Here is a 23297-nt window from a genome sequence, read left to right as displayed (position 1 = left end):
GGTGTGACACAGCGGGCGGCGACCTACGCTGGACCGATGACGACAACGCAGGTCGGCCCCACCATCGACGGCCCCGGAGCCGGTGACCTCGCCGTGTCGGGCGCCGAGGTCGACGCCGAGGAACTCGGACAGATCCTCGCCACCACCGAGGAGTTCATCCGCACGAAGGTGATCCCCCGTGAGCAGGAGATCGCCGACGGCAACGAGATCCCCGCCGATCTGCGGCAGGCCGCGCGCGATCTCGGACTGTTCGGGTTCGCGATCCCCCAGCAGTGGGGAGGCCTCGGTCTCGACCTCGCGCAGGAGGTGCGCCTGGCCGAGGTGCTCGGGTACACCAGCCTCGCGCTGCGGTCGATGTTCGGGACGAACAACGGCATCGCCGGTCAGGTGCTGGTGCAGTTCGGCACCGATGAGCAGAAGAAGACATGGCTCGAGAAGATCGCCTCCGGCGAGGTCGTCGCGTCGTTCGCCCTCACCGAGGACGGCGCCGGATCGAACCCGGCCGGACTGCGCACGAAGGCCGTCGCCGATGGTGACGAATGGGTGCTCACCGGCGAGAAGCGGTACATCACCAACGCCCCCACCGCCGACCTGTTCGTCGTGTTCGCGCGCTACCGCGACGCCGACGCCGAGGGGCCGGGGATCGCGGTGTTCCTGGTGCCCGCAGACGCCGAGGGTGTGAGTGTGGCACCGGCCGACAAGAAGATGGGCCAGGAGGGTTCCCTCACGGCGACGGTGCATTTCGACGAGGTGCGGGTGTCGGCGGAAGCCCTGGTCGGTGGCGACGCCGACGTGGGTTATCGGGCGGCGATGACCATCCTCGCGCGGGGCCGCATCCACATCGCTGCGGTCGCGGTGGGCCAGGCGCAGCGTGCGCTGGATGAGTCGGTGACCTCGGCGGCGATCAGCACCCAGGGCGGCACACCCGTCGGGAGCAATCAGTTGGTGCAGGCGATGATCGCCGACATGGCCACGCAGGTGATGGCGGGGCGGACCATCGTGCGGGAGGCCGCACGACAGTGGGTGGCCGAGACCGACCGGCGGATCGCCCCGTCGATGGCGAAGCTGTTCTGCACCGAGATGCTCGGCACGGTGGCCGACACCGCCGTGCAGGTGCACGGCGGTGCCGGATACATGCGGGGCGTCGTCGTCGAACGGATCTTCCGCGACGCCCGGCTGCTGCGCCTCTACGAGGGCACCAGCGAGATCCAACGCCTGATCATCGGTGGCGGACTGGTCAAGCAGGCCACCAGGCGCCTGCAGTAGGAGCTACTTGCGGAGACGCTTGACGATGAAGAGCAGGATCACCGAGCCGAGGAGTGCGGTGAGGAAGGTGAAGAACCAACCGCCGCTTGCGGTGTCGAAGGCGAAGCTCAGCAGGAACCCGCCGAGGAACGCGCCGATGACACCGACGACGACGTTGAGGACGATGCCCATCTGAGCGTCGGTACCCATGAACTTGCTGGCGATCCAGCCGGCGAGTCCGCCGATGATGATGTAGCCGATGATGCCGACACTGGTCGTGGTGGTGGAACGTTCCGCCAAGATCTCGACGGCGACTGCGGTTGTGCTGATGGTGACTCCTCGGTCTGGTGTTCACGGATGGAGCGGACGCGCGTGCGGTGGTTATGCACGGGCGGAGAAGTGCTCATGGTTTGAACGCTCGGTCTCACGGTACGGGTCGTCGACGTGGTCCTCGTGGTCGCTGGAGCCCTCGCGCTGATCGGGTTCGGCTCCGGTTCGGTGTTCGACCCGGCGTGGTCTCAGTGGCCCGCCTTCGCGGGATGGACGTGGATGGCGGTCGTGCTCTATCTGCTGCTCGGCACCGTCGTCCTCGGTGTCGTCACTCTGGGCGTGCGACTCGTACACATCGGCCGCACAGGTGACAGCACGTCGATGCGGTTGCGCGCCAACCGCATCGGCTCGGCCGTGGTGGTGGTTGCATCGGTGGCGACCGTCGCCTACGGCCTGGTCGAGGCGGCGCATCCGCGCGTCACCCGGACGACGGTCGCCCTCGACCGCCTACCGGCGGGCTTCGCCGGCACGTCGGTGGCGCTGGTGTCGGATCTGCACGCCGGACCGTCGCGCGGGGTGGGTTTCGTCCGCGAGGTGGTCGATCGCATCAACAGCCTGTGTCCGGACATGGTGGTCCTCGGCGGCGACCTCGTCGACGGGACCGTCGAGCACGTCGGGGGTGACCTCACGCCGCTGCGTGACCTCTCCGCGCCACTCGGTGTGTTCGCCGTGAGCGGCAACCACGAGTTCTACGCCGACGACGGCGGACGCTGGCTCGACCTGTGGGAGACGTTGGAGGTCACCGTCCTCCGCAACGAGCGGACCACGGTGACGCGCGACGGTGCGCAGATCGACGTCGCCGGCATCAACGACGCGACCGCGCCGCGCCCCTACGAACCCGACCTCGCCGCCGCACTCGCCGGACGCGACCCGAACCGCTTCGTCCTGCTCCTCGCCCATCAGCCCCTGCAGGCGCGCGAGGCGTCGGCCGCCGATGTCGACATGCAGGTGTCGGGTCACACGCACGCCGGGCAGATCTGGCCGCTGCGGTATCTCGTGCCGCTGCAGCAGCCCACGGTCGAGGGCCTCGACACCATCGGCGACACGACGATCTACACGACGCGCGGAGCTGGTGCGTGGGGTCCGCCGGTGCGCGTGGGTGCTCCGCCGGAGATCTCGATGCTGGAGCTGACACCGGCCTGACACCGGGTCGGCGCGGGGCAGGTGCGTCGGAGCGATACGTTCGGACGATGGAATCGCGCCATGGTGACATCGCCGAACCTGTTGTGCTGTCCGAATTGTCGGCTACGACGTGATGACGATCCCGATGTCGCTGAGCCGATGGTTCCGGACCGAACGCGCCGCGCTCGTCCCGCTCGCGGTCGTCATCGGTCTCGGTACCGGTCTGGGCAGCGTGGCATTCCGGTGGCTCATCACCTCGATCACCTGGCTGTTCACCGGGACCGACGATTTCTCTGACGCGGGCCGCGTCGGCAGCCCGGATTTCCCGGGTCTGGGGATGTGGTTCCTGCTCCTGGCGCCGATGATCGCGGGTGCCGTCTACGGACCGCTCGTCTACCGTTTCGCCCCCGAGGCGAAAGGACACGGTGTCCCCGAGGTGATGTACGCCGTGGCCCAACGCGGCGGGCGGATCGCCCCGCGGGTGGCGTTGGTGAAAGCGCTCGCCTCCGCCCTGTGCATCGGCGGCGGTGGATCGGTGGGCCGGGAGGGACCCATCGTCCAGATCGGTTCGGCCATCGGCTCCGGCCTCGGCCAGTGGACGCGCGTCGACTCCGACCGCCTCAAGGTGCTCGTCGCGTGCGGTGCCGCCGGCGGAATCTCCGCCACGTTCAACGCTCCCCTGGCCGGTCCGTTCTTCGCGCTCGAACTGATCCTCCGGGACTTCGCCGCGGAATCCTTTGGTGCGGTGGTCCTCTCGAGCGTGACGGCGAGCCTGCTCGCCCGCGCGGTGCTGGGTGACGACCCGTTCCTGTCGCTGCCCGCGTTCACCGTGCACAACCCGGCCGAGTACGGGCTCTACATCGTGCTCGGCGTGGTCGTCGGCGCCGTCGGTGTGCTGTTCTCGAAGGTGCTCTACCTGGTGGAGGATCTCTGTGACTGGGTGTGGCGGTGGCCGGAGTGGGCACGGCCGGCGGTGGGCGGGCTCGTGCTCGGGGCCGTGCTGTTGGCGGTCCCGCAGATGTACGGCGTCGGCTACCCGATCCTCCAGAACGCCGTGGAGGGCAAGTACGTCATCGGGTTCCTCCTGCTGTTGCTGGTCGCGAAGATCGCGGCCACCAGCCTCACCATCGGCATCGGCGGTTCCGGCGGTGTGTTCGCGCCGACGCTGTTCATCGGGGCGATGGCGGGCAGCGCGTTCGGGGCCGTCGGACACGACATCGCGCCCGGGATCGTGGTCAGCGCAGGGGCTTACGGCCTGGTGGCCATGGGCGCGGCGCTCGGTGGGGCCACGCGGGCTCCCATCACCGCCGTGATCATCCTGTTCGAGCTGACCGGCGAGTACAGCATCATCCTGCCGCTGATGCTGGCCGTGGCGATGTCGGCCGGGGTGAGTCAGCTCATCTCGAAGGACACCATCTACACGCGAAAGCTGTTGCGGCGCGGTATCGACATCGACAAGGCGGTCCACCCCGACCCGTTCGAGGGACAGACCATCGGGCGTGCGGTCGGACCGGCGCCTGATCCCGTTCCCGACGACACCGATCTCGAGGCCGCGGCCGGAATCCTCGCCGATTCCGACCGATCCCTGGTCCCGGTGGTCGATGAGGGAGGTCTCTACCGCGGGTGCGTGAGTGCGCGGGGCATCGCCGAGGCGATGCAGCTCCCCTCCGCGCGTGCGGTCACCGTCGCGCAGATCGCCGAGCTACCGGAGGCCGTCACCGCCGACAGCACGCTCGACGAGGCGCTGGAGGCCATGGTCGACTATGCGGGTACCGGACTACCGGTGCTCGACGCCGATCACGATCGTGTCGTCGGCTGGATCACCCACCGGGATGTGTTGACGACGTTGCGATCCCGCTGAGACCGATCCCGCCGGCAGGCGCGTGTCAGTAGCCCATGCCCCGTAGCTCGGTGGCGAGGGTGTCGAGGTGCTCGCGCTGTACGTCGAGATGCGGACTGATCCGCAGCACGGACTGTTCGGTGAACAGCGGCGCCCGCCACGATTCGGCGCAGGTGGTCAGAATCCCCAAGGAGCGCAGTCGTTCTCGTGCTCCGGCGACATCACCGGGTCCCCACCCCGGCGGCGGTGCCAGGGTGACGATCGCCGACGGCTCGTCGATGGGTTCGAGCAGTTCCCAGCTGCCCACGCCGTGGAGTCGTTCGCGTGTGTGTCTTCCGATGGCCGCCAGTTCGCGGCGCACTCGCTCGAGACCGAAGCTGGCCAACTCCTGCACGGCCACACCCAGGCCGATACGGCCGGCGATGAACGCCTCGGAGCTCTCGATCTCGACCGGCCGCAGCGAATCGGCGCGTACGGCGAGGAATCCGACGCCGCGCGGACCGGCGATCCACTTGCGGCTGGTGCCGTAGACGATGTCGGCACCGGTCACACAGTCGACCTGGCCGAGGGCCTGCGCGGCGTCGACGACCACCGGGACACCCGCGCGATGCGCCAACTCGACGATCTTCGCCGCCGGCTGCACGATCCCGCTGTGCGACCCGACATGGCAGACGTGGATGACGTCGGGTTGTTCGAACTGCAGCATGTTCTCGAGGGCGTCGAGATCGACCCGGCCGTACACGTCGGTGGACGGCATCGTGTGGACCGCGTACCCGCGTCGCTCGAACTGGTCGAGGTTTGGGCCGTACTCGTTGGGGCAGACCCACACCGTGGCCGACATCGGCAGGTTCCAGTAGGTGAGCAGCGCGCGCAACGCCGCGAGAGCGCTCTCGCGGAACGCGAGTTCGTCGGCGTCGTGGCCGACCATCGCCGCGATGTCACGGCGGCACCGCGCCACCTGGTCGGCGGCCTCCTCGGCGGCGATGTAGGCGCCGCGTTCGGACTCGCGCCACAGATGCGCGGTCACTGCCTCGATGACGGCGTTCGAGGATCGTGACGCCGCCGCGGAGTCCAGATGCACCGTGCGCGGCTCCACGCGGGCGCGATGCCACATCTCGCCCAGTTCGCTGATGTACATGAGGGCCTTTCGCCGACGAAGCGAGTGTCACGCTACCCGTCGGGACCGAGGCGATCGGCGGGCCCGTCTCGGCCGGAACCGACGGCTTCCCGTGAACAGTGGAACCGGCGGCGGGCCACGAACGTCATAGCGCCATGGACTTCCTCGGCGCCCCAGACCATCTCACTGCAGACGATCTCGCGTTCGACGACCCGACCGATCCCACGGCCCACGGTGCGGATGCGTCGGCGCAGCACGTGCATCCCCTGCTCACCTACTCGTTCGGGACGGGCGACGGTGCCGCGACCGAGTGGTCGTCACCGGCCGACCGGGACCTGTCCGGCGACGGCGTGCCCGACGCGGTCACCGTCGACTTCGACGGTGACGGCCTCCGCGACGACGCGATGTGGGATTCCGACGGGGACGGTCGTGTGGATCTCGCGGCCCTCGACGTCGGCGGCGACGATCCCGATCGGTTCTACTCCGACACCGGTCGCGGTCTGTGGGACCACCGGGTCCACGACGCCCACGTCGGGGCCGGACCGACCGCTCCGCCGACCGAGGCGGCCGTACCGTCGACCCCGCCCGCCTCGGTCGAGGCACCGGAGCCCGAGGCGGCCGAGGCCGCGCCCGATGATCGTCGCGATCTCGACGGGGACGGTCGTTCCGACGACCGGATCGTCGACCCGGATGCGTCCGGCCGCTCGACGGTCGGACTGGTGTTCGCGGGCTCCGACGACCCGCAGCCGGTACGGGTGCTGATCGATCTCGACGGAGACCGTCAGTTCGACGGGGTGGTGATCGACGCCGACGCCGACGGTGTCGCCGACACCTGGGCGCTGCGCGGACAGTCCGGGTTCGAGGGCCCCGCTGCCGACTCGGCGGCGGCACGGTGAGCTGCGGGATCATCGGCGAACCGGCGCCGTGGCGAGTAGACGGCCCGGACGGCGACGAGTGCGACGAGGTAGATCACCGCGCCGGCGGCGGGCAGTCCGGGTGAGTGCCCGTTGTCGGCGATCACCAACGCCGCCACGGTCACCGCGGCCACGTAGGCGACGTTGAAGATCGCGTCCTGGAACGAGAACACCTGGCCCCGGACGGCGTCGTCGGTGTCCATCTGCATGGCCGCGTCGCCGCACAACTTGGCCATCTGCCCGATCAACCCCAGCACCAGCGCCGCGGCACAGATCACGATGCCGTTGAACGTCAGCAGGGTCAGTTCGGCGACCACACCGACCGACAACGCCACGTACAGCGTGGTGCGTCGACCCCACCGCGCCACCGAGATGGGAGTGAGGATGGCGGCGAAGAACATGCCGATCGCGGTCATCGCCGCGACGAGACCGACGCCGGCGATGCCGCCGCCGAGGGTGGAGTGCCGCGTGAGGACCAGCAGCATCAACGTGTTCAGACCGAACACCAGCCGGTGCGCACCGATCGCCGTCAACGCACCCGACACCCCGCGTGCCCGGGCGACCGCGCGCGCACCGTGGATCAGTCCCACGGCCACCGCGCGCATCGCCGGACCGCGCGGGTGCGCGGCGCTGACCGGGGCGCCCTCGGTGTCGGGATGGTCGGGACCGAGGGCGAGGTGTGCGAAGCCGACGGCCAGGAAGGCGCCGAGCAGCGCGATCACCACCGCGCCCAGGGTGGTGGCGGCGCTGCCGGAGTTGTCGGATCCGAAGACCGCCCGCAGCCCGATGGCGAGCCCGGCACCGACGGCGAGAGCACCCGAGCCGATGGTGGTGAAAAAGGCGTTCATGCCGACGAGGGCCTCGCGGTCGACCACATGCGGTAGTGCGGCGGACAGACCGCTGGCCACGAACCGACTGGCCCCGGTCACCACGAGCGCGGCGATCAACACGACGGTGTCGGGGGCGCCGACCGCGATCGACGCCGCCACCGCGCCGATGAGGAAGGCGCGCGCGATGTTGGCCCAGATGAGTACCGTCCGCCGATCCCAGTGATCGAGGAGTGCACCGGCGAAGGGCCCGATCACCGAATACGGGAGCAGCAGGACCGCGAGCCCACCGGCGACGGCCAACGGGTCGGCGTGCCGCTCGGGGTTGAACAGGATCGCGCCGCCGAGCGCGGCCTGGAACAGCCCGTCGGTCACCTGGCTGCTCAGGCGCACGGCCAGCAACCGCCCCAGTCCGGGGCGGCCGTGGAAGGCGCGCAGAAAGCTCACTCGACCGAGAGTACAAACCGCGCCGCCGGGGTGCGGGGCCACGAGCTGTGAGAATCCTGACGATCGCCGGCGCGGAACCGACGAACTCCGAGATCGCCCGGGACGTGCGAGCCGACCGCCCCCGACGGCCGCGCGTGCCATGATGGAGTCGTGGCCAGGTCAGATGACCCCGAGGACGTTCCCGGTGAGGGTTCGCGCGAACACGACGCGGTCGGTGAGGGTTTCGACGCGAGCTGGGACACCGTGGAGGCAGGGCGAATTCGCGCGGGCAGCCTGTTGATCGCGGCGACCACCCTGACCGAACCGACGTTCCGGCGGTCGGTCATCTACATCGTCGAACACAACGACGCGGGCAGCCTCGGGGTGGTGGTCAACCGGATGAGTCAGACCGCCGTCCACAACCTCCTGCCGCGCTGGACCGACATGGCTGCGGCGCCGCCCGCGGTGTTCATCGGTGGTCCGGTCAAACAGGACTCCGCGCTGTGCCTGGGTGTGGTGCGGCGTGGCGTCGATGTCGACACCGTCGTCGGGGTGCGGCCGGTCGACGGTCGCGTCGTGCTCGTCGACCTCGACGCCGAACCCGAGTACCTCACCGAGGTCCTCGAGGGCATCCGTGTGTTCGCCGGCTACTCGGGCTGGGGGATCGGCCAACTCGACGACGAGCTCCGCCACGATTCGTGGTTGGTCGCCTCGGCGCTGCCGGGTGACCTGATCGCTCCGGCCGGGTCCGATGTCTTCGCCGACGTGCTGCGTCGTCAGCCGTGGCCGCTCCCCCTCCTCGCGAGCCATCCCATCGACGTCGGCCGGAACTGACGGGCGTGCGCACACTCGTCGTCGGGGCCGGCGCGGTCGGCGGGTTCTTCGGGGCGCTTCTCCTCGACGCCGGTCGCGATGTCACCTTCCTCGTCCGCCCCGCCCGCGCCGAGGCGCTTGCCGCCGACGGACTGGTGGTGCACGACGGCGACACGTCGACGGTCACGCGGGTCCCGACCGTCACGGCTGATCGACTGGCCGACACCTCATGGGACCTGGTGCTCGTCACGGTCAAGGAACAGGCGCTCGACGCCGCCATCGTCGACATCACGCCTGCTGTCACCGGCGACACCGTGGTGCTGCCCCTGCTCAACGGGATGCGTCACCTCGACCGGCTCCGCGACGCGTTCGGCGAGGCCGTCCTGGGTGGGGTCGCCGTCGTCGCGAGCCAACTCCGTCCCGACGGATCGATCGACCTACTCGGTCCCGATCGGTTCATGCGCTACGGCGAACCCGCGGGCGGGCGGTCGACACGCATCGAGACCGTCGATGCGACGTTGTCCGGGGCGGGCTTCGACACCGTGTGCTCGGCCGACATCGTCACCGACATGTGGGACAAGTGGATCTTCCTCGCGTCGGCGGCGGCCCTCACGACGCTGCTGCAGGCCACGGTCGGTGACATCACCGCCACCGACCACGGCCCCTCGGTCGCCCGCGCGGTGATCGACGAATGCGCTTCGGTCGCTGCGGCATCCGGCGTCACGGTCCGCCCGCAGGTCATCGACGGAGCCCGTACACGGCTGGTCGCCGAGGGCTCTCCGTTCACCGCGTCGCTCTACCGCGACATGGTTGCCGGCCGTGACGTCGAATCCGACAGTGTGATCACCGATCTGGTCCGCCGCGCCGACCGGCTGGCGGTGTCGGTGCCCCTGCTGACCGCGGCGTCGGTCAACCTGTCGCTCTACCGCAGTCGGCGGTGACCCGACGCGTGGCCCCGTGTCTCGAGCGAGTCACCCGCAGTCACCGTCGTCGCGCGGTCGTACGTCCTTGAAATGCACCAGTTTCTCGGCGAGCGTCTGTCCCGGCGCCGTCGCGGTGGGCCCACGCGATCGGGTGACGGCACCATCCGTCCCCGCCTCCGACCACGTGACCTCCGCGCGAGGGTGTGATCGCAGGTAGCGGTTGAGCTCGAACCGGGTGAGCTCGGTGCCCGAACTCGTCCGGGCGGCCAGCGCGGGATCGTCGGTCGCGACCACGGTGACCAGCCGATCCTGGAACCCGAAGACGCGCACCGAATCCGGGATCAGCACGTGGTTCCAGGCGCCCTGCTCGGTGCGCAGGTTGCTGAACATGGTGAAGGTGCTCTCCGATCGCAGTCCCAGGTAGGGGCACGCGGCGTTTGCGAGCAGCAGCGCGACGGCCACGACGAGGATCGGGTGGCCGAGCCGCCGCCCCGATCGCGGGCGGGCGTACTCGGCGGTGCCACCGCGGCGTCGACCGATCACGAACGCGAAGCCGGCGAGACCGACCATGACGACGATGGCGAGTCGGGCGAGGCCGCCCAATCCATCGGACCACGACCACGGGTCGCGGCCGAAGACCTGTGCGGCGCCGAGCCAGAGACCCACCCCGACGACGAAGAGCACCAGCGACGCGATGGGTGTGGCGACGGAACGTGTCACCGACCGAAATCGTCTGTGTCGGAGCAGGACGGAGTGCAGGGCCGGGACGGTGTGCATCGGCAGGAATGCGACGTAGAGCGCGAGCGCCAACGCCGAGAACGGGACGTTGCCCGCGAGCGCGAGCACCACATGGAACGCAGACCCGAGAACGAGTCCGACCACGCGCGTCCGGGGCACAGCGAGCAGGATCGGCAGCGCGATCTCGATCGCGACGGTCGCCCAGATCGACGGCGTGATCCGCCATGTCCCGCCGATCAGTGTGGGGTCGAACCAGATGATCTTCTATGACATCGGACCGGCGCAGCTGGTCTGCGGGTCGAGGAAGTCGGTGTTCAGCTTCGACAGCGCCGCGGCCGCGTAGACGATGATCAGCTGCACCCGGAGGAACGGCGCGATGGTGTCGTACAACTCTCCGGCCGCGGGCAGGCGTCGGCTCCGGAGGAGGGTCCAGCCCAGGAGGAAGAGGACCGCGAGGCCGGACACGAACACGACGAGCGTGTGGTCGCCGACGTAGGGCAGGTCACCGACCACCGCGACGACCTCGGCGGCCAGCATCATCGCGAACCGGACGACCGACGTCGGCCGCACGAGCAACCACAGCGCGGCGAGGACGACCACGGCGTGCAGGGAGTCGGTCTCGAGGCCGTCCCACCACAGCTGATGCAGGATCAGCGACACCGCCAGCAGCGTGGAGAACAGACCGAACAACCACCGACTGCTCAGTTCCCGAACCCGGGCCTCGCCCGCAGTCCCCGGCAGGGGCGGTCCCGATGACAGCGTGCGGTCTCGGTCGCGGTGACCTCGCGCGATGCCGGTGCCGCTCACCCCGGGTCGAACCCGCCGCGGGGCAGGCCGAGGAGACACTCGCCCGATGCGCGGCTCCGCACGTCTCCGGATGCCGTCACATCTATCAGTGTGCCAGCGTGGAGGGTATGGATCGCGAATACCGCTTCGAGGTGGTGACGCTGCTGGTGTCACCGGGGCACGCCTACTTCGGACGCGCCAAGGACGGTCCGGCCGAGAATGTACCCACCACGCTTCCCGGCCATGTGGAGATCGCCGCCGACAAGGGCATCCGCGGGGACCGGTTCTTCGGGGTGCGGGCGCACACCGAGGCGGCGGTGACCTTCCTGGCGCTCGAGGCGTGGGAGGCCGCCGCCGGGACCGCCGACCCCGTGGTCGCCCGCCGCAACGTGATGGTGCGCGGACTCGAGCTCGATCCCCTGCGCGGCGAGGAGTTCGAGATCGACACCGGTGACGGCCCGGTGCGGTTTTGGGGAGGACGGCCCGCGCACCCGTGTTCGTGGATGGACACCATGGCCGGCGAGGGATCCCGCAAGGCGCTGATCGGACGCGGCGGTCTGCGCGCGCAGCCGCTCAGCGACGGCGTCCTACGTCTCGGCACCGCCGTCATCCGGTGCTCGGTGGAGCTCGATCCGTCCCGTGCCGCCGATCAGGTTCGCCGCGCCCAACCCATCGCCGACGGGAGATGATGGGCACGTGACCGCACCCGAGCCCCGTCCGCCGCTCCCCCCGTTCACGATGGACACCGCCATCGCCAAGGTCCAGGCCGCCGAGGACGCCTGGAACACCCGCGATCCGGAAAAGGTGAGTCTGGCGTACACGCCGGACTCGGTGTGGCGCAACCGCGACACCTTCCTGACCGGGCGTCCCGCGATCGTGGAGTTCCTGACCGCGAAGTGGGAACGCGAACTCGACTACGTCCTACGCAAGAGCCTGTGGGGCTTCCGGGAGAACCGGATGGCGGTGCGGTTCCAGTACGAGTGGCACGACGCCGACGGGGCATGGTTCCGCAGCTACGGCAACGAGCTCTGGGAGTTCGACGAGAACGGACTGATGCGACGGCGCGAGGCCAGCATCAACGACGTGCCCATCGCGGAGCCCGACCGTCGGTACTTCGGGCGCCGACCCGACGACGAGCGCGGTCCGGGTCACGACATCGTGCTGGAATGAGTCAGAGGTTGAAGATCCTGCCGGGGTTGAGGATCCCGAGTGGGTCGAGCGCCGACTTCACCGCCCGCATCACATCGACGGCGCCACCGTGCTCGGCCGCCAGATACCGCTTCTTGCTCAGCCCGATGCCGTGCTCACCGCTGGCCGTGCCCCCGACCGACAGCGCGTACTCGACCATCCGGTCGGAGAACGCACGAGCGCGGCAGTAGGTCTCGCCGCTGTACGGGATGACGACGTGGACGTTGCCGTCACCGATATGGCCGGCGACGGTGATCCCGACGCCCAGTTGCGCCGCACAGCGGTGCGCCGCGTCGACCGCGCCTGCGATCTCGGACAACGGTACGGCGGTGTCGGTGACGAGGAACCGATGTCCGGGATGCGCCGCCTTGATGGCGAAGAACAGATGATGTCTGTTCTCCCACAGCGCCGTTTGCTCCGTCGCGGTCCGAGCGATGTCGATGCCGGTGCATCCGCACTCGCTCGCCAGTTCGGCGACGAGCGCGGTCACGTCGTCGAGCACGGCCCGCGTGGGCCCGGCGGCGTCGACGAACAGGGTGGGTCGCTCGGGGTAGCGGGTCTGTCGGTAGCGGTTGATGGCCGCGATGCTCGCGGCGTCGACGAGCTCGAGACGCGTCACCGCGACAGCGCTCGACAGCATGGCGACCGCAGCGGACACGGCGTCGGAGATGCTGTCGAACTGCAGGCGCAGTGACGCCATCGCATCGGGGACGGGATGGCAGCGAACCGTCAGCCCGGTGATCACCCCGAGTGTGCCCGCCGACCCGATGAGGAGGTCTTTCAGGTCGTATCCGCTACTGGTCTTGGCGACCGGGCGGCCGAGGCGATGGACGGTGCCGTCGGCGAAGACCACCTGCAGCGCAGCGATATTGGGTCGCATGGCGCCGTAGCGCACCGAGGTCGTGCCGCTCGCGTTGGTCGCCGCCATCCCGCCGAGGGTGGCGTCGGCGCCCGGATCGACCGGGAAGTGCAGACCGTGTGGCGTCAACGCCGCATCGAGCTGTGTCCGTGTCACGCCGGGCTCGACGACCGCGGTGAAGTCGAACGGCGACACCCGCGTGATGGCCGTCATCGCCGACAGATCCAACATCACCTCGTCGCCGCGGGCGAGCAGGTGCCCCTCGAGGCTGGTCCCCGCGCCGACGGTGATGACCGGTGTCCGTGTCGCAGAGCACCACCGCACACACTCGACGACGTCGTCGAGTGTGTGGGCGTGCACCACCGCCCGTGGCGGGCGACCACCGCGACCGGTCTCGTCGCGGGTGAACCCATCGAGAACCGCGGCGCGGGTGTCGATCTTGCCCGGCAGGGCGTCGGCGAACGTGGCGGTCATCGGGAATCGGTGGACCGCTCGAGGATGCTGGTCACGAGCATGGTGTGGTCGGAGTGCCGTTGTGTGAGAGTCCATCCGAGGTCGGCGAACGCCGTCTCGTACTCGGCGTCGCTCCACAGTTGGACGCCGGTGATCGCGTGGTAGATCTCGTAGGTCGGTGAGAACCACGGTTGCCCCGTCCATCGCGGCGCGGTGAGTCGGATGCCGTCGCCGATCACCAGCCGGGTCAGGTTGGGGAACCATTCCATCCACCCCGCGAGCACGGGCGCGATCCCGCCACCGTCGCTGGCCAACTGGTGCAGCAGGAAGAACGACATGGCCGTGGTCACCGCCTCACGATCCACGTGGTCGAGCCAGGCGGGCATCTCGGCACCGGGTTGCACCGAGCCCGCGAGCAGGCGCACTCGGTCCGACAGCCCACGCGATCCCATCTCGGCGGTCGCGTCGGCGATCACACCGTCCTCGATGTCGACTCCGATGAACGTCTCCTCGGTGGCGATCTGCGACAGCAGTGCGATCCGCCCGGCATCGGCGCATCCGAGGTCGATCGTGATCCCGGGGGTTCCCGCCGCGATCGCACCTCCGACACCGCCGAGGATCTCCGGGCGTCGTCGGGCGATGTCGGTACAGCCGCGAGCGACATCGCCGGGCTCGGTGGCCGCGGGGATGTGGTCGGCGCCGCGCTGTGCCGACAGCTGTCGGAACGTCGGTTCCCAGCCGCGGACGGCGACGCGCACGAAGCCACGATTGTGGGCGACCTCTCGGCCGGCGTCGGTCAGCAGGATGCCTGCCGGTGAGCCGGCGAGCAGTCCGGCGCGGATCAGTCCGTCGGCGACGACGTTCTCGATCGCCGAGGTCGGCTGGATCGGAGTGTCCGCGAGCAGCGTTGTCCACCAGTCGTAGTCGTCGGCTGCGACGATCAGATGGCCGGCGGTCTGGCCCTCGATGACGTCTCGGAGGGTGACGGCGGGTGACTGTGTTCCGGACGTGGCGGTGTCGGTGATGGGCGTGGTGATGGTCATGATGTGGTCTCCTTCGAGGTGCGTGCGATGGCGTGGATCTCGATGAGCAACCCGTCGATGGGCAGCGTGGTGATAGTGGTGGTGCGGGCAGGGATGCCCGCACCGGTACTTCCGGCGACGCTGCCGAGGAAGAATGTGGCGAACGCCTGGTTCCAGGCGGGGAAATGGGTGCGCTCGGCGAGGAAACAGTCCAGCTTGACGACGTCGAAGCGGCTGCTGCCGCTGTCGGTGAGCGCGGTGTCCAGCTGGGCGAGGACGTCGGCGCACTGCGCGTCGAAGTCGTAGCTGGTGGGGGTCAGGGTCGACGGGTCGACGGCGGCCAGTCCCGAGGTGTACACGGTGTCGCCGTGGCGGACGGCCTTCGGGAAAACCGGTGCCGACGAAGCGGTGTCGGTGGTCATGACCGCACCTCCATCAGGCGGTCGGCGGTGATGTCGGCGACGGTCGCGACGCCCGAGAGCGTCATCAGGACCCGCAGTTCCTCGGCGATCAGCGTCAACACCCGGTGCACACCGGCCTGTCCGGCCGCGGCCAGCCCGTAGATCGCCGCGCGACCGATGATCACGGCATCGGCACCGAGGGCCAGTGCGACGAAGACGTCGGCGCCGGTACGGATCCCGCTGTCGACGAGGACGGGGACGTCGGGTCCGACGGCTGCCCGGATGGCGGGCAGGACGTCGAGGCTGGCGGGGGCGGGGTCCACCTGCCGTCCACCGTGGTTCGACACCACCAGCGCGGATGCGCCGGCGGCGAGTGCTCGGTGGGCGGCCGTGGGGGTGAGGATTCCCTTCGCGATCCACGGCAATTGGAAGTCGCGAGCGGCCGCCGCCAGATCCCCCCAGCTCCAGGCACTCTCGCCGCTGCCCATCAGCTGCCCCATGACCTCGGCCACCCGCGGACCGTCGCCTGCTTCGCCCGGGCCGTCCGCGACCACGACATTGCCGCTGAAGGCGAGCAGGTCCGGCGAGAACCGATTGCGCATGTTGCGGGTGCGGAACCCGCCCATGGGGCAGTCGACGGTCACGCAGATCGCGTCGTAGCCGGCGTCGGCGATCAGATCGGCCACGCGCGCGGCATGCGTGAAGGGATGCAACTGCGCGATGCGGGCGGCCCGCGGGGCGTCCTTCCGCACCTGCGTGTAGGAAAAGCTGCCGGCCTCGGGGACGATGTCGACGGTCCCCGCGTCCGCGGCGGCGGTGGCCACGGCGCGGTGTCCGTCGGGATGGAACAGTGCGTCGCCGCCGAACGGTGCGGTGAGGACGGGCAGGTCGATCCCGATCCCGAGGATCTCGGTGGCGATGGACGGATCGCCGACGCCGCTCATCGGCTCCGGGAGGATGGCGTACCGCTCGAACGCAGACCGGTTGCGGCGCAACGTGGACTCGGTACCGGCGCCGCCCTCGAGGAAGTCGGCGACATCGGCGGGCAGTACGGCGAGCGCCGCATCGCGGATCTCGTCCAGGCTCCCGAAATCGACTGTGGTGGAGTACATCGTGTTGGTCATGCGGGGACTCCCGGGGTGTCTGTGGTGACCTCGGTGGCGTCGTCGGTGCGGCCCGCGACCGAATGGCGATGGCTGTAGCCGACGTAGACGGCGATGCCGACGGCGGTCCAGACCGCGAAGCGGATCCAGGTCAGTGCCTCGAGGGTGGTCAGCAGCCAGACACACCCCGCGATGGCGAGGACGGGGACCAGCGGCATGAGCGGGACACGGAAGCTGCGCGCCCGCTCGGGTGCGGTGTACCGCAGGATCATCACGCCGATCGCGACCACCGCGAAGGCGAACAGCGCACCGATGTTCACCAGTTCGGCGACGGTGTCGATGGGCAGCAGCCCGGCGATCACCGCACCGACGATGCCCAGCGCGATGCCCAGACGCTTCGGGGCTCCGCGGCGCGTCGTCACCGACAACGCCCGCGGCAGCATCCCGTCGCGACACATCGCGAACACCAACCGAGTCTGACCGTAGAACAGCATCAGCAACCCCTTGGTGAGCGCGATGACCGAGGCGACCAGGATGACCTTCCCGATCCATCCGGCGCCGACGGCCGCCAGCGCGGTGGCGACGGGCGCCTCGTTGTTCAGCGACGGATACGGTGCGACACCGGTCAGCACAGCGGACACGCCGACGTAGAGCACGGTCGCGATCACGACGGAACCGATGATGCCCCAGGGCATGTCACGACCGGGGTTCTTGGTCTCCTCGGCCGAGGTGGCGACGATGTCGAAGCCGAGGTAGGCGAAGAACGCCAGTGCGGCGCCCGCGGCGATGCCGTGTGCCCCGAACGGCGCGAACGGTGCCCAGTTCGAGGTGTGCACGTGCGGTGCGCCGATGATGACGACCAACACGAGTACCGCGATGGTGAGCGCCACCAGCGACTTGACCACCGCAGCAGTCAGTTTCACATCGAGTACGAGTACCGCGACGATGGCCCCGATGATCAGCACAGCCGGGAGGTTGACGACGCCACCGGCGCCGGGCCCGGCGGTGATCGCGGTGGGCAGGGTGACGTCGAACAGGCTGTGCAGCGTGGCCGTGAACAACCCCGACCACCCGATTGCCACCGCTGAACCGGCAACCACCAGCTCCAACAGCAGATTCCAGCCCACCAGGAACGCCGACTGCTCGCCCATCGACTGGTACGTGTAGGTGTACGCGCTCCCCGACATCGGCGTCATCGATGCGAGTTCGCTGTAGCAGAGCGCGACGAGCACACAGATCACCCCGGCGAGCACGAACGAGATCATGATCGCCGGGCCCGCCTTCGTGGCCGCCGCGACGCCGGTGGTGACGAAGATCCCGGCTCCGACGATGGCGCCGACACCCATGGCGATGAGGTCGAGTCGACCGAGCCTGCGGTGCAGGACGCGTTCACCGTCGGGTTCGGAGGTCGGCACGGTCGGTGTCCGTCGGCGCAGTGAGCGGACTTGCGGGCGAAAGGTGGTGGCCATGTCGGCTCCTCGAGATATGACGGTGCGCCGGATCCGACTGCGGCACTGCAGAGGGAATCCGTTGCGGGTGTGGACGGATCAGACGAGAGCTTCGGAGACGCGTTCCGGCGACGATGCCGATGTGGTGGTGTGGCGTGCGCGGGTGACCGCGGCGATGGCGAGGATCAGGGTGAGCAGAGCCGCGGCGGTGAGGACGGCGGTCGACATCGACGCCGTGGTGGCCACGACACCGAACCCGACGGTGGCGATGGCGGCGAACAGGTAGGCGACCGCTGCATATCGCGACGCAGCCCTGGCGTGGTCTCCCGGTTCCGTTGCTGCACTGACGATGTGGAGACCCGAGCGGTAGGACAGGCCCTGTCCGACTCCCGCCACCACTCCACCCACGACCAGGACCGCGAGGCTGGGAACGACCGGAACCAGCGCGGTGACGGCCACGCCGACGATGATGATCGCCTGTGCCATCAGGGGATGGGCGAGCAGTGCGGTCGGGCGGACGGCGCGCTGTGCGAGCCAGGCGCTGACCAGGTAGATGGTGACCGGCAGCGCCAACAGTGTCAGGTTGCGGGTGGAGAGCAGCTCGGCGCCGTAGCTGGGGAGCAGGGCGACGACGAGCCCCGCCGACACCCACGCGGATACACCGCAGAGGTAGCCGACCAGCGGGCGTTCGGGGATGCGGGGACGTGATGCGTCGGCCGGGCTGCTCGTGGCCGCGACGGTGGATCGCGCAGAGGGGGCGACGACGCGGGCTCGGTCGGCGCAGACCGCTGCGGCCAGGATCGCGAGAAGTACCGCGTGGACCAGGTAGACCGTGACGCGCGGCGCGGGGAGGTACTCGGCGAAGCCGGCGGCGGCCATCGTCCCGATCGCGGACCCGAGGACGGTCGCCGTCGCCATGGCGGTGCGTCCCCGCTCGCCGAGTCGCTCGAGGATCAAGCCGGCCACCGACCCGGTGACCAGCCCCACCGAGATCCCCGCGGCGACACGAGCGGCGCAGGCGATCGGGGCCGACTCGGCCAAGGCCATCACCACGTCGGCGACGACGCTCGCGGTGCAGCCGGCGGCGATGCGCCACCACCATCCGGTGCGCGCCCGCGGCCTCCCGATGGTCGCGAGTGCCGGGACCAGTGCGATGAGGTAGGCGGCGAAGATGACCGTGATGAGGATCGGGCGCAGATCCCAGCTCGAGCGGTAGAGCGGCATCATGCCGGTCGCCATGTTCGGCTGCGCCATCACGAGGACCAGCAGCGCACCGGGGAGCAGGGTTCGCATGGCTCGCCTCCGATCGCTAACTGGGAAGTTCTTGTCACTTAGGCAGCAACCGTAGCGGATGATTCGCGAATTGGGAAGAACTTCTCGGATACAATCGGAACCATGGACGGCGCACAGCAGCGGACCCACACCCGGAGCGATGCGGTGCGCAGCCGTGTCGCGCTCACCGACGCGGTGGAGCGGTTGCTCCGGGAAGGGCGCGTCGATTTCTCGATCCCGGAGCTCGCCAGTGAGGCCGGACTCGGCGTCGCCACCGCCTACCGGCACTTCCCCGCACCGTCAGATGCGTTGCACGCCTACTACGCCCGTGCTGCGGGCGAGTTGGTGGAGGCGTTGCGCGACATCGATGTCGACCTCGATCCGGTGCGGCGTTTCGAGACGCACTGCCGTGAGTGGATCGCGCAGGCGCAGACGTGGGGCCCAGCGGTCCGCCACATCCGCAGCCACGAGGGGTTCATCGAGCGTCTCGACAACGGGGATCCGTCGATCGTCGCGCTGTACTCGGCGTTGGATGCGGTCCTGCAGGCGTTGGTCGACGCCGGGCACATGCCGGCGGGTGACCGGCGCGTCGCGGTGCTGCTGTGGATCACGATCTTCGACGAGCGGGTGGTCTACGACCTCGAGCACCACCACGGCTGGACTGCCGAGCAGATCGTCGAGCACCTCGGACGGGCCGCCCGAGGTGCGCTCCGCATCACCTGACCGCTGGTCGGGCCCTCGTCCCCGCCCGTCGGGCCGTTGTGACCGCGGGTTCGGCGCAAGCGAGCAGCGAATCGGGCACTACGCTGAACATCGACCCCGGGGAGAGATGTGGACGACACCGTGCCGATCGGCTCGAGCAGCCGATTCAGCCATCGTTGGAAGGCTGCTCTCCTCGTCGCGATCGTGGTCGCCGCTGTCGTCGTCGCGGTGACCGTCGACATCCCCGATCCGCAACCCCTGCGTGACCGTGTCGACTCGGCCGGAGCCTGGGGCCTCGTGCTGTTCGTCCTCATCTACATCGCGGTGTCGCTCACACCGTTTCCCGCGAGCGCTCTCACCATCGCGAGTGGACTGCTCTTCGGGCTCCTCGAGGGCACGATCGTGGTGATGGTCGCGGCGACCATCGGTGCATGGTTGGGGTTCCTGCTCGCCCGATGGCTCGGGCGCGACGGTGTGGCCCGACTCGGATGGGAACGCATCGCATCGATCGACGCGATCCTGCGGCGTCGTGGACTCATCGCGATGGTGCTGATCCGCCTCATCCCGTTCCCGTTCGCCGTCGTCAACTACGCCGCCGGCCTCAGCGCGATCCGGGGACGCGACTACCTCATCGGCACCGTCGTGGGCATTCTCCCGTCGGCGATCGGGTACACCGCTGTCGGCGCGTACGGAACCTCTCCCCTGTCGTGGCCGTTCGTCGGCGCGCTGGCCGCGGTCGCGGTCATCGCGATCGTCTCCGGTGTGGCCGCACGGCGCCTGCGTCACCCCGAGCCGTTGCCCGACGGTGCCGCGGGAGAACCGGTCGACGGCGTCCTCGGGTACTGACCTCGACCGGCGGGATGTGCTTGTCTGGAAAGCATGACCACCGCCGACATCAACTTCTACTTCGACCCGGTGTGCCCGTTCGCCTGGATGACCAGCAAATGGGTACGCATGGTCCAGCGCGAACGCGACTACTCCGTCGAGTGGCGCTTCATCTCGCTGCGACTCCTCAACTCCCACATCGACTACGACGCCCACTTCCCGCCCGAGTACGAGGCGGGACACACCGCGGGTCTGCGCCTGCTCCGCGCGGCGTCATCGGTGCGCGAGCAGTACGGCCGCGAAGGTGTCACAGCGCTGTACGCGACGCTGGGTGACCACATCTTCGACTCCGATCCGGTACCGGACGAGGATCCCGCGCACCGCGGCACACGCGAGTTCCTCGCCCCGATCCTCGACGAGCTCGGTATGTCCGACGCGCATCTCGACGCCCTCGACGACGCCGGTCGCGACGCGGAGATCCAGGCCGAGACCGACGAGGCCCTCGCCCTCACCGGTAAGGACGTCGGGACGCCGATCATCCACTTCCGGCCGCCGGAGGGTGTCGCGTTCTTCGGGCCGGTGATCAGTCGCCTGCCCGATCCGTCGGAGGCCGCCGAGTTGTGGGACCACGTCGTCGGTCTCGCACGGTTCCCCGGATTCGCCGAACTCAAGCGCAGCCTGCGGGAGATGCCGCAACTGCGCGGGCTCGGCGTCTCCGAGGACGAGGCCGGCGCCACGGAGGACTGGCACGGGGGCTCGCGCCGCCAGAAGCGCTGACGAGCCCCCGTCCGGCTCAGCCGAGCGCGTCGACCGCGGCGAGGATGTCGGCGGTCTCGGTGCGGGTCGTGTAGTTCGGGTGCACGTCGATGAACGCGATCGTGCCGTCCGCGTCGAGAACGACGACGGTCGGGAACGGCAGATCGGCGGTGCCGTCGGCGTTGTGCTCGGTGACGTCGAGGCCGAGCTGCTTCTGCGCCGCGATGGCGTCGGGGTTGTTGGGCGCGATGATCCCGAGGTGGCCCGCGAGCGCGTTGCCGGGATCCGACAACACCGTGAAGGTCAGCTCGTTCGACTCCTGCGCGCTGAGCGAGCCGTCGGGCTTCTGGGGGCTGATGGCGATCAGGGTCGCGCCACGGTCGGCGAGCGCGGGCACCAGTTCGCGCTGGTAGGCGCCGAGTGCCACGTTGCAGTAGGGGCACCAGGCGCCGCGGTAGAACACGAGAACAGCGGGGCGCCCGCTGATCTCGCTGTGCAGACGAGTGGTGGCACCCTGGGCGGTGATGAGCTCGACGTCGGCGACGGTGCTCCCGACCGCGGCCACCCCGGCGGGCGTGCCGGCCGCGTCGAGCCCGTCCCGGTCGGCGGCGAATGCCGCGCTCACCTCGGCGGGGAGTTGGGTGAGCGAACCCTCGAGGGTCGCGGTCAGCTGCTGGGTCATCGAATCCTGCGATGTGGTCATCGTGATTCCTTCACTGGTGTGTCCGATCCCGGGGCACGCCGCCTCGGTGACACCAGACTGTCGAAACAAAAGTGGACTGTCCAATCCAGAAACTCTAGGGTGGATCGATGACCGTCGACACTCAGCGCACGCACACCGGGAGACCGCTCACGGTCAGGGGTCGCGAGACCCGGGCGCGCATCGTCACCGCGGCAGCCGAGCTGATGCTCGACACCGGCGTCGCGGGCACCACGATGGAGGACGTCCGGGCGCGCGCCGGCGTCAGCAGTTCGCAGATCTATCACTACTTCGCCGACAAGGACGCGCTCGTGCACGCGGTCATCGAGCATCAGGACGAAACCATCGTCGGCGCACACGAGTCGATGTTCGCCGATATCGACTCGATCGACGCACTCCGGCGGTGGTGCGCGTGGATCGTCGACTACCAGCGCCTCGGCGGGTGCTCGGGCGGATGCCCGTTGGGATCACTGGGTGTCCAGGTCGCCGAGGTCGACGTCGACGCGCGTGCCGGCGTCGCACGAGCCCTCGGGCGATGGGAGCGGGCGATTCGCCGCGGCTACGAGTCGATGCGTGCGCGTGGGGTGTTCGACGACCGCGCCGACACCTCGGCCCTCGCCATGTCGACTCTCGCAGCGCTGCAGGGCGGGCTGCTCATGGCCCAGATCCAGCGCAGCACAACACCGTTGGAGGCGTCACTCGACGCCGTCGTGCGTCACGCCGAGCTTCTCGCGGCGCAGTCAGTCGCCTAGTCCGTGGTGGCACTCCCCCGGACACAGGCGGGCGACCGCGTCGGTGAGGGCGTCGACCGCCCATGACCGCTCGGTTGTGTCGGCGTCGGGAAGGAGCTTTGCGGCGAGTCCGTCGACGAGTGCGACGACGGTGAACGCCGCAGCAGCGCAATCCAGATCGGCATCCACCTCACCGCACATCTGACCGTTCTCCAGCGCTGCGCTCACCCGCCGGAGTATCTCGTCGCGTGCGTCGTCGAGGTGGGTACGGATGGTGGCGTCCTCGAGGGACAGGCCGGCGAAGGCGTGCGTGAGGTACACCTCGTCGCGTCGCGTGGGTGAGAGCGGCAGTAGCTGCGCCAGGCCGTCGACGAGCATCTGCTCGATACGCGCCCCGCGTCGCTCCGACAGCGCGATCTGGTGGTCGACCCGGTCGAGAACGCTCTCGTGCACGGCGCGGAACGCGTCGATGAGGAGATCCTCCTTGGTGCGGTAGTAGTGCTGCACCATGCCGACGGACACGCCCGCGGCGTCCGCGGTTCGTGCGACGGTGACGTTCCCGATGCCCTGCGCACGTGCGACGGCCCGGACGCCCGTGACGATCTGCGCTCGACGCGCGTCTCGATGTTCGGTCGCTGCCATGCCTCGACCCTATCCGCGTGGACGGCGCGAAACCAATATGCTTGTATTGCTCCCATGCAATACGGTCATATTGAGAATGTCGGACCGTCGCGCCGATCGAGCTGCCTCCGAACA

General features: G+C 69.4%; 24 protein-coding genes and 1 pseudogene. 12 read left to right on the top strand and 13 right to left on the bottom strand.

All coding sequences use genetic code 11. The annotated features are described in order from the left end of the window. Positions 1-36: 36 nt before the first annotated feature. On the top strand, positions 37-1266 hold the full coding sequence (locus TU34_RS21215; RefSeq protein ID WP_045824961.1) for an acyl-CoA dehydrogenase family protein: 1230 nt from the start codon (positions 37-39) through the stop codon (positions 1264-1266). Between the two features lie 3 nt (positions 1267-1269). Here TU34_RS21215 and TU34_RS21210 read toward each other — a convergent pair whose 3' ends face one another. Continuing rightward, positions 1270-1545 (bottom strand): GlsB/YeaQ/YmgE family stress response membrane protein, encoded by a 276-nt coding sequence (locus TU34_RS21210; protein ID WP_408068671.1) that lies wholly within the window; start codon positions 1543-1545, stop codon positions 1270-1272. 138 nt (positions 1546-1683) lie between these two features. Here TU34_RS21210 and TU34_RS21205 point away from each other — a divergent pair. Then, positions 1684-2718: pseudogene (locus TU34_RS21205) on the top strand (metallophosphoesterase); the annotation flags it as partial. 112 nt (positions 2719-2830) lie between these two features. Continuing rightward, positions 2831-4558, top strand: a complete 1728-nt coding sequence (locus TU34_RS21200; RefSeq protein WP_045824910.1) for a chloride channel protein — start codon at positions 2831-2833, stop codon at positions 4556-4558. Between the two features lie 25 nt (positions 4559-4583). Here TU34_RS21200 and TU34_RS21195 read toward each other — a convergent pair whose 3' ends face one another. Next, the gene (locus tag TU34_RS21195) at positions 4584-5675 is read right to left on the bottom strand and encodes an aminotransferase class V-fold PLP-dependent enzyme (RefSeq protein WP_045824909.1); all 1092 of its coding nucleotides are present in this window, start codon (positions 5673-5675) and stop codon (positions 4584-4586) included. Between the two features lie 134 nt (positions 5676-5809). Between TU34_RS21195 and TU34_RS23255 the strand changes: the two genes are divergently transcribed. After that, positions 5810-6550 carry a hypothetical protein gene (locus tag TU34_RS23255; protein WP_338063023.1) on the top strand — a complete coding sequence of 247 codons (741 nt, stop codon included), beginning with the start codon at positions 5810-5812 and terminating at the stop codon, positions 6548-6550. Here TU34_RS23255 and TU34_RS21180 read toward each other — a convergent pair. Further along, on the bottom strand, positions 6436-7842 hold the full coding sequence (locus tag TU34_RS21180) for an MFS transporter (RefSeq protein ID WP_065973670.1): 1407 nt from the start codon (positions 7840-7842) through the stop codon (positions 6436-6438). The two genes, TU34_RS23255 and TU34_RS21180, sit on opposite strands and share 115 nt — an antisense overlap. Before the next feature lie 150 nt (positions 7843-7992). Here TU34_RS21180 and TU34_RS21175 point away from each other — a divergent pair, with 150 nt between their 5' ends. Next, positions 7993-8655: a YqgE/AlgH family protein gene (locus TU34_RS21175; RefSeq protein ID WP_082080499.1), complete on the top strand. Its 663-nt coding sequence runs from the start codon at positions 7993-7995 to the stop codon at positions 8653-8655. A gap of 5 nt (positions 8656-8660) precedes the next feature. Then, a complete protein-coding gene (locus TU34_RS21170) occupies positions 8661-9575 on the top strand; it encodes a ketopantoate reductase family protein (protein WP_045824906.1) in 915 nt (304 codons plus the stop codon). A gap of 30 nt (positions 9576-9605) precedes the next feature. Here the strand turns inward: TU34_RS21170 and TU34_RS21165 are convergent, their stop codons facing one another. After that, a complete protein-coding gene (locus tag TU34_RS21165) occupies positions 9606-10454 on the bottom strand; it encodes a hypothetical protein (RefSeq protein WP_150116649.1) in 849 nt (282 codons plus the stop codon). 105 nt (positions 10455-10559) lie between these two features. Beyond that, a complete protein-coding gene (locus tag TU34_RS21160) occupies positions 10560-11102 on the bottom strand; it encodes a hypothetical protein (RefSeq protein ID WP_045824904.1) in 543 nt (180 codons plus the stop codon). Between the two features lie 107 nt (positions 11103-11209). Here TU34_RS21160 and TU34_RS21155 point away from each other — a divergent pair, with 107 nt between their 5' ends. Continuing rightward, complete coding sequence (locus tag TU34_RS21155; protein ID WP_045824903.1) at positions 11210-11770, top strand: hypothetical protein; 561 nt, start codon at positions 11210-11212, stop codon at positions 11768-11770. 49 nt (positions 11771-11819) lie between these two features. Then, a complete protein-coding gene (locus tag TU34_RS21150) occupies positions 11820-12251 on the top strand; it encodes a nuclear transport factor 2 family protein (protein ID WP_045824957.1) in 432 nt (143 codons plus the stop codon). A 1-nt stretch (position 12252) separates the two neighbouring features. Here TU34_RS21150 and TU34_RS21145 read toward each other — a convergent pair whose 3' ends face one another. The 6 genes from TU34_RS21145 to TU34_RS21120 form a co-directional block, all read right to left on the bottom strand. Then, entirely contained in the window at positions 12253-13602 is a 1350-nt protein-coding gene (locus TU34_RS21145) for an FAD-binding oxidoreductase (protein WP_045824902.1), read from the bottom strand. Then, a complete protein-coding gene (locus tag TU34_RS21140; protein ID WP_045824901.1) occupies positions 13599-14624 on the bottom strand; it encodes a hypothetical protein in 1026 nt (341 codons plus the stop codon). Before TU34_RS21140 ends, TU34_RS21145 begins: the two co-directional genes overlap by 4 nt. Next, positions 14621-15025 carry a RidA family protein gene (locus TU34_RS21135; RefSeq protein WP_045824900.1) on the bottom strand — a complete coding sequence of 135 codons (405 nt, stop codon included), beginning with the start codon at positions 15023-15025 and terminating at the stop codon, positions 14621-14623. Before TU34_RS21135 ends, TU34_RS21140 begins: the two co-directional genes overlap by 4 nt. Next, entirely contained in the window at positions 15022-16128 is a 1107-nt protein-coding gene (locus tag TU34_RS21130) for an alpha-hydroxy acid oxidase (RefSeq protein ID WP_052689147.1), read from the bottom strand. The genes TU34_RS21135 and TU34_RS21130 overlap by 4 nt, the downstream gene beginning before the upstream one ends. After that, a complete protein-coding gene (locus TU34_RS21125) occupies positions 16125-17576 on the bottom strand; it encodes an amino acid permease (RefSeq protein ID WP_082080498.1) in 1452 nt (483 codons plus the stop codon). The genes TU34_RS21130 and TU34_RS21125 overlap by 4 nt, the downstream gene beginning before the upstream one ends. Positions 17577-17654: 78 nt before the next feature. Then, entirely contained in the window at positions 17655-18848 is a 1194-nt protein-coding gene (locus TU34_RS21120; protein WP_045824899.1) for a hypothetical protein, read from the bottom strand. 102 nt (positions 18849-18950) lie between these two features. Here TU34_RS21120 and TU34_RS21115 point away from each other — a divergent pair, with 102 nt between their 5' ends. The 3 genes from TU34_RS21115 (at position 18951) to TU34_RS21105 (ending at position 21131) form a co-directional block, all read left to right on the top strand. Further along, entirely contained in the window at positions 18951-19550 is a 600-nt protein-coding gene (locus TU34_RS21115) for a TetR/AcrR family transcriptional regulator (RefSeq protein WP_045824898.1), read from the top strand. A 108-nt stretch (positions 19551-19658) separates the two neighbouring features. After that, positions 19659-20375, top strand: a complete 717-nt coding sequence (locus TU34_RS21110) for a TVP38/TMEM64 family protein (protein ID WP_045824897.1) — start codon at positions 19659-19661, stop codon at positions 20373-20375. A gap of 33 nt (positions 20376-20408) precedes the next feature. Then, positions 20409-21131: a DsbA family protein gene (locus TU34_RS21105; RefSeq protein ID WP_045824896.1), complete on the top strand. Its 723-nt coding sequence runs from the start codon at positions 20409-20411 to the stop codon at positions 21129-21131. A gap of 16 nt (positions 21132-21147) precedes the next feature. On the opposite strand, the gene TU34_RS21100 is transcribed toward TU34_RS21105, so the two are convergent. Then, the gene (locus TU34_RS21100; RefSeq protein ID WP_045824895.1) at positions 21148-21813 is read right to left on the bottom strand and encodes a peroxiredoxin-like family protein; all 666 of its coding nucleotides are present in this window, start codon (positions 21811-21813) and stop codon (positions 21148-21150) included. A 107-nt stretch (positions 21814-21920) separates the two neighbouring features. Between TU34_RS21100 and TU34_RS21095 the strand changes: the two genes are divergently transcribed. Beyond that, positions 21921-22562 (top strand): TetR/AcrR family transcriptional regulator, encoded by a 642-nt coding sequence (locus TU34_RS21095; RefSeq protein ID WP_045824894.1) that lies wholly within the window; start codon positions 21921-21923, stop codon positions 22560-22562. Here TU34_RS21095 and TU34_RS21090 read toward each other — a convergent pair. Further along, positions 22551-23183 carry a TetR/AcrR family transcriptional regulator gene (locus TU34_RS21090; protein WP_052689145.1) on the bottom strand — a complete coding sequence of 211 codons (633 nt, stop codon included), beginning with the start codon at positions 23181-23183 and terminating at the stop codon, positions 22551-22553. The two genes, TU34_RS21095 and TU34_RS21090, sit on opposite strands and share 12 nt — an antisense overlap. Positions 23184-23297 lie beyond the last annotated feature (114 nt).

Origin of the sequence: Williamsia herbipolensis (genome assembly GCF_000964005.1) — a bacterium.
Lineage (GTDB): Bacteria > Actinomycetota > Actinomycetes > Mycobacteriales > Mycobacteriaceae > Williamsia_A > Williamsia_A herbipolensis.
This window is presented reverse-complemented; position numbering and strand designations above follow the sequence as displayed.

What these genes read in the sequence shown, in the direction of transcription:
- TU34_RS21215 (WP_045824961.1), top strand. Translation starts at nt 37, where the DNA reads ATGACGACAACGCAGGTCGGCCCCACCATCGACGGCCCCGGAGCCGGT.
- TU34_RS21200 (WP_045824910.1), top strand. Translation starts at nt 2,831, where the DNA reads ATGACGATCCCGATGTCGCTGAGCCGATGGTTCCGGACCGAACGCGCC.
- TU34_RS21195 (WP_045824909.1), bottom strand. Translation starts at nt 5,675, where the DNA reads ATGTACATCAGCGAACTGGGCGAGATGTGGCATCGCGCCCGCGTGGAG.
- TU34_RS23255 (WP_338063023.1), top strand. Translation starts at nt 5,810, where the DNA reads ATGGACTTCCTCGGCGCCCCAGACCATCTCACTGCAGACGATCTCGCG.
- TU34_RS21155 (WP_045824903.1), top strand. Translation starts at nt 11,210, where the DNA reads ATGGATCGCGAATACCGCTTCGAGGTGGTGACGCTGCTGGTGTCACCG.
- TU34_RS21150 (WP_045824957.1), top strand. Translation starts at nt 11,820, where the DNA reads ATGGACACCGCCATCGCCAAGGTCCAGGCCGCCGAGGACGCCTGGAAC.
- TU34_RS21145 (WP_045824902.1), bottom strand. Translation starts at nt 13,602, where the DNA reads ATGACCGCCACGTTCGCCGACGCCCTGCCGGGCAAGATCGACACCCGC.
- TU34_RS21140 (WP_045824901.1), bottom strand. Translation starts at nt 14,624, where the DNA reads ATGACCATCACCACGCCCATCACCGACACCGCCACGTCCGGAACACAG.
- TU34_RS21135 (WP_045824900.1), bottom strand. Translation starts at nt 15,025, where the DNA reads ATGACCACCGACACCGCTTCGTCGGCACCGGTTTTCCCGAAGGCCGTC.
- TU34_RS21130 (WP_052689147.1), bottom strand. Translation starts at nt 16,128, where the DNA reads ATGACCAACACGATGTACTCCACCACAGTCGATTTCGGGAGCCTGGAC.
- TU34_RS21125 (WP_082080498.1), bottom strand. Translation starts at nt 17,576, where the DNA reads ATGGCCACCACCTTTCGCCCGCAAGTCCGCTCACTGCGCCGACGGACA.
- TU34_RS21120 (WP_045824899.1), bottom strand. Translation starts at nt 18,848, where the DNA reads ATGCGAACCCTGCTCCCCGGTGCGCTGCTGGTCCTCGTGATGGCGCAG.
- TU34_RS21115 (WP_045824898.1), top strand. Translation starts at nt 18,951, where the DNA reads ATGGACGGCGCACAGCAGCGGACCCACACCCGGAGCGATGCGGTGCGC.
- TU34_RS21105 (WP_045824896.1), top strand. Translation starts at nt 20,409, where the DNA reads ATGACCACCGCCGACATCAACTTCTACTTCGACCCGGTGTGCCCGTTC.
- TU34_RS21100 (WP_045824895.1), bottom strand. Translation starts at nt 21,813, where the DNA reads ATGACCACATCGCAGGATTCGATGACCCAGCAGCTGACCGCGACCCTC.
- TU34_RS21095 (WP_045824894.1), top strand. Translation starts at nt 21,921, where the DNA reads ATGACCGTCGACACTCAGCGCACGCACACCGGGAGACCGCTCACGGTC.
- TU34_RS21090 (WP_052689145.1), bottom strand. Translation starts at nt 23,183, where the DNA reads ATGGCAGCGACCGAACATCGAGACGCGCGTCGAGCGCAGATCGTCACG.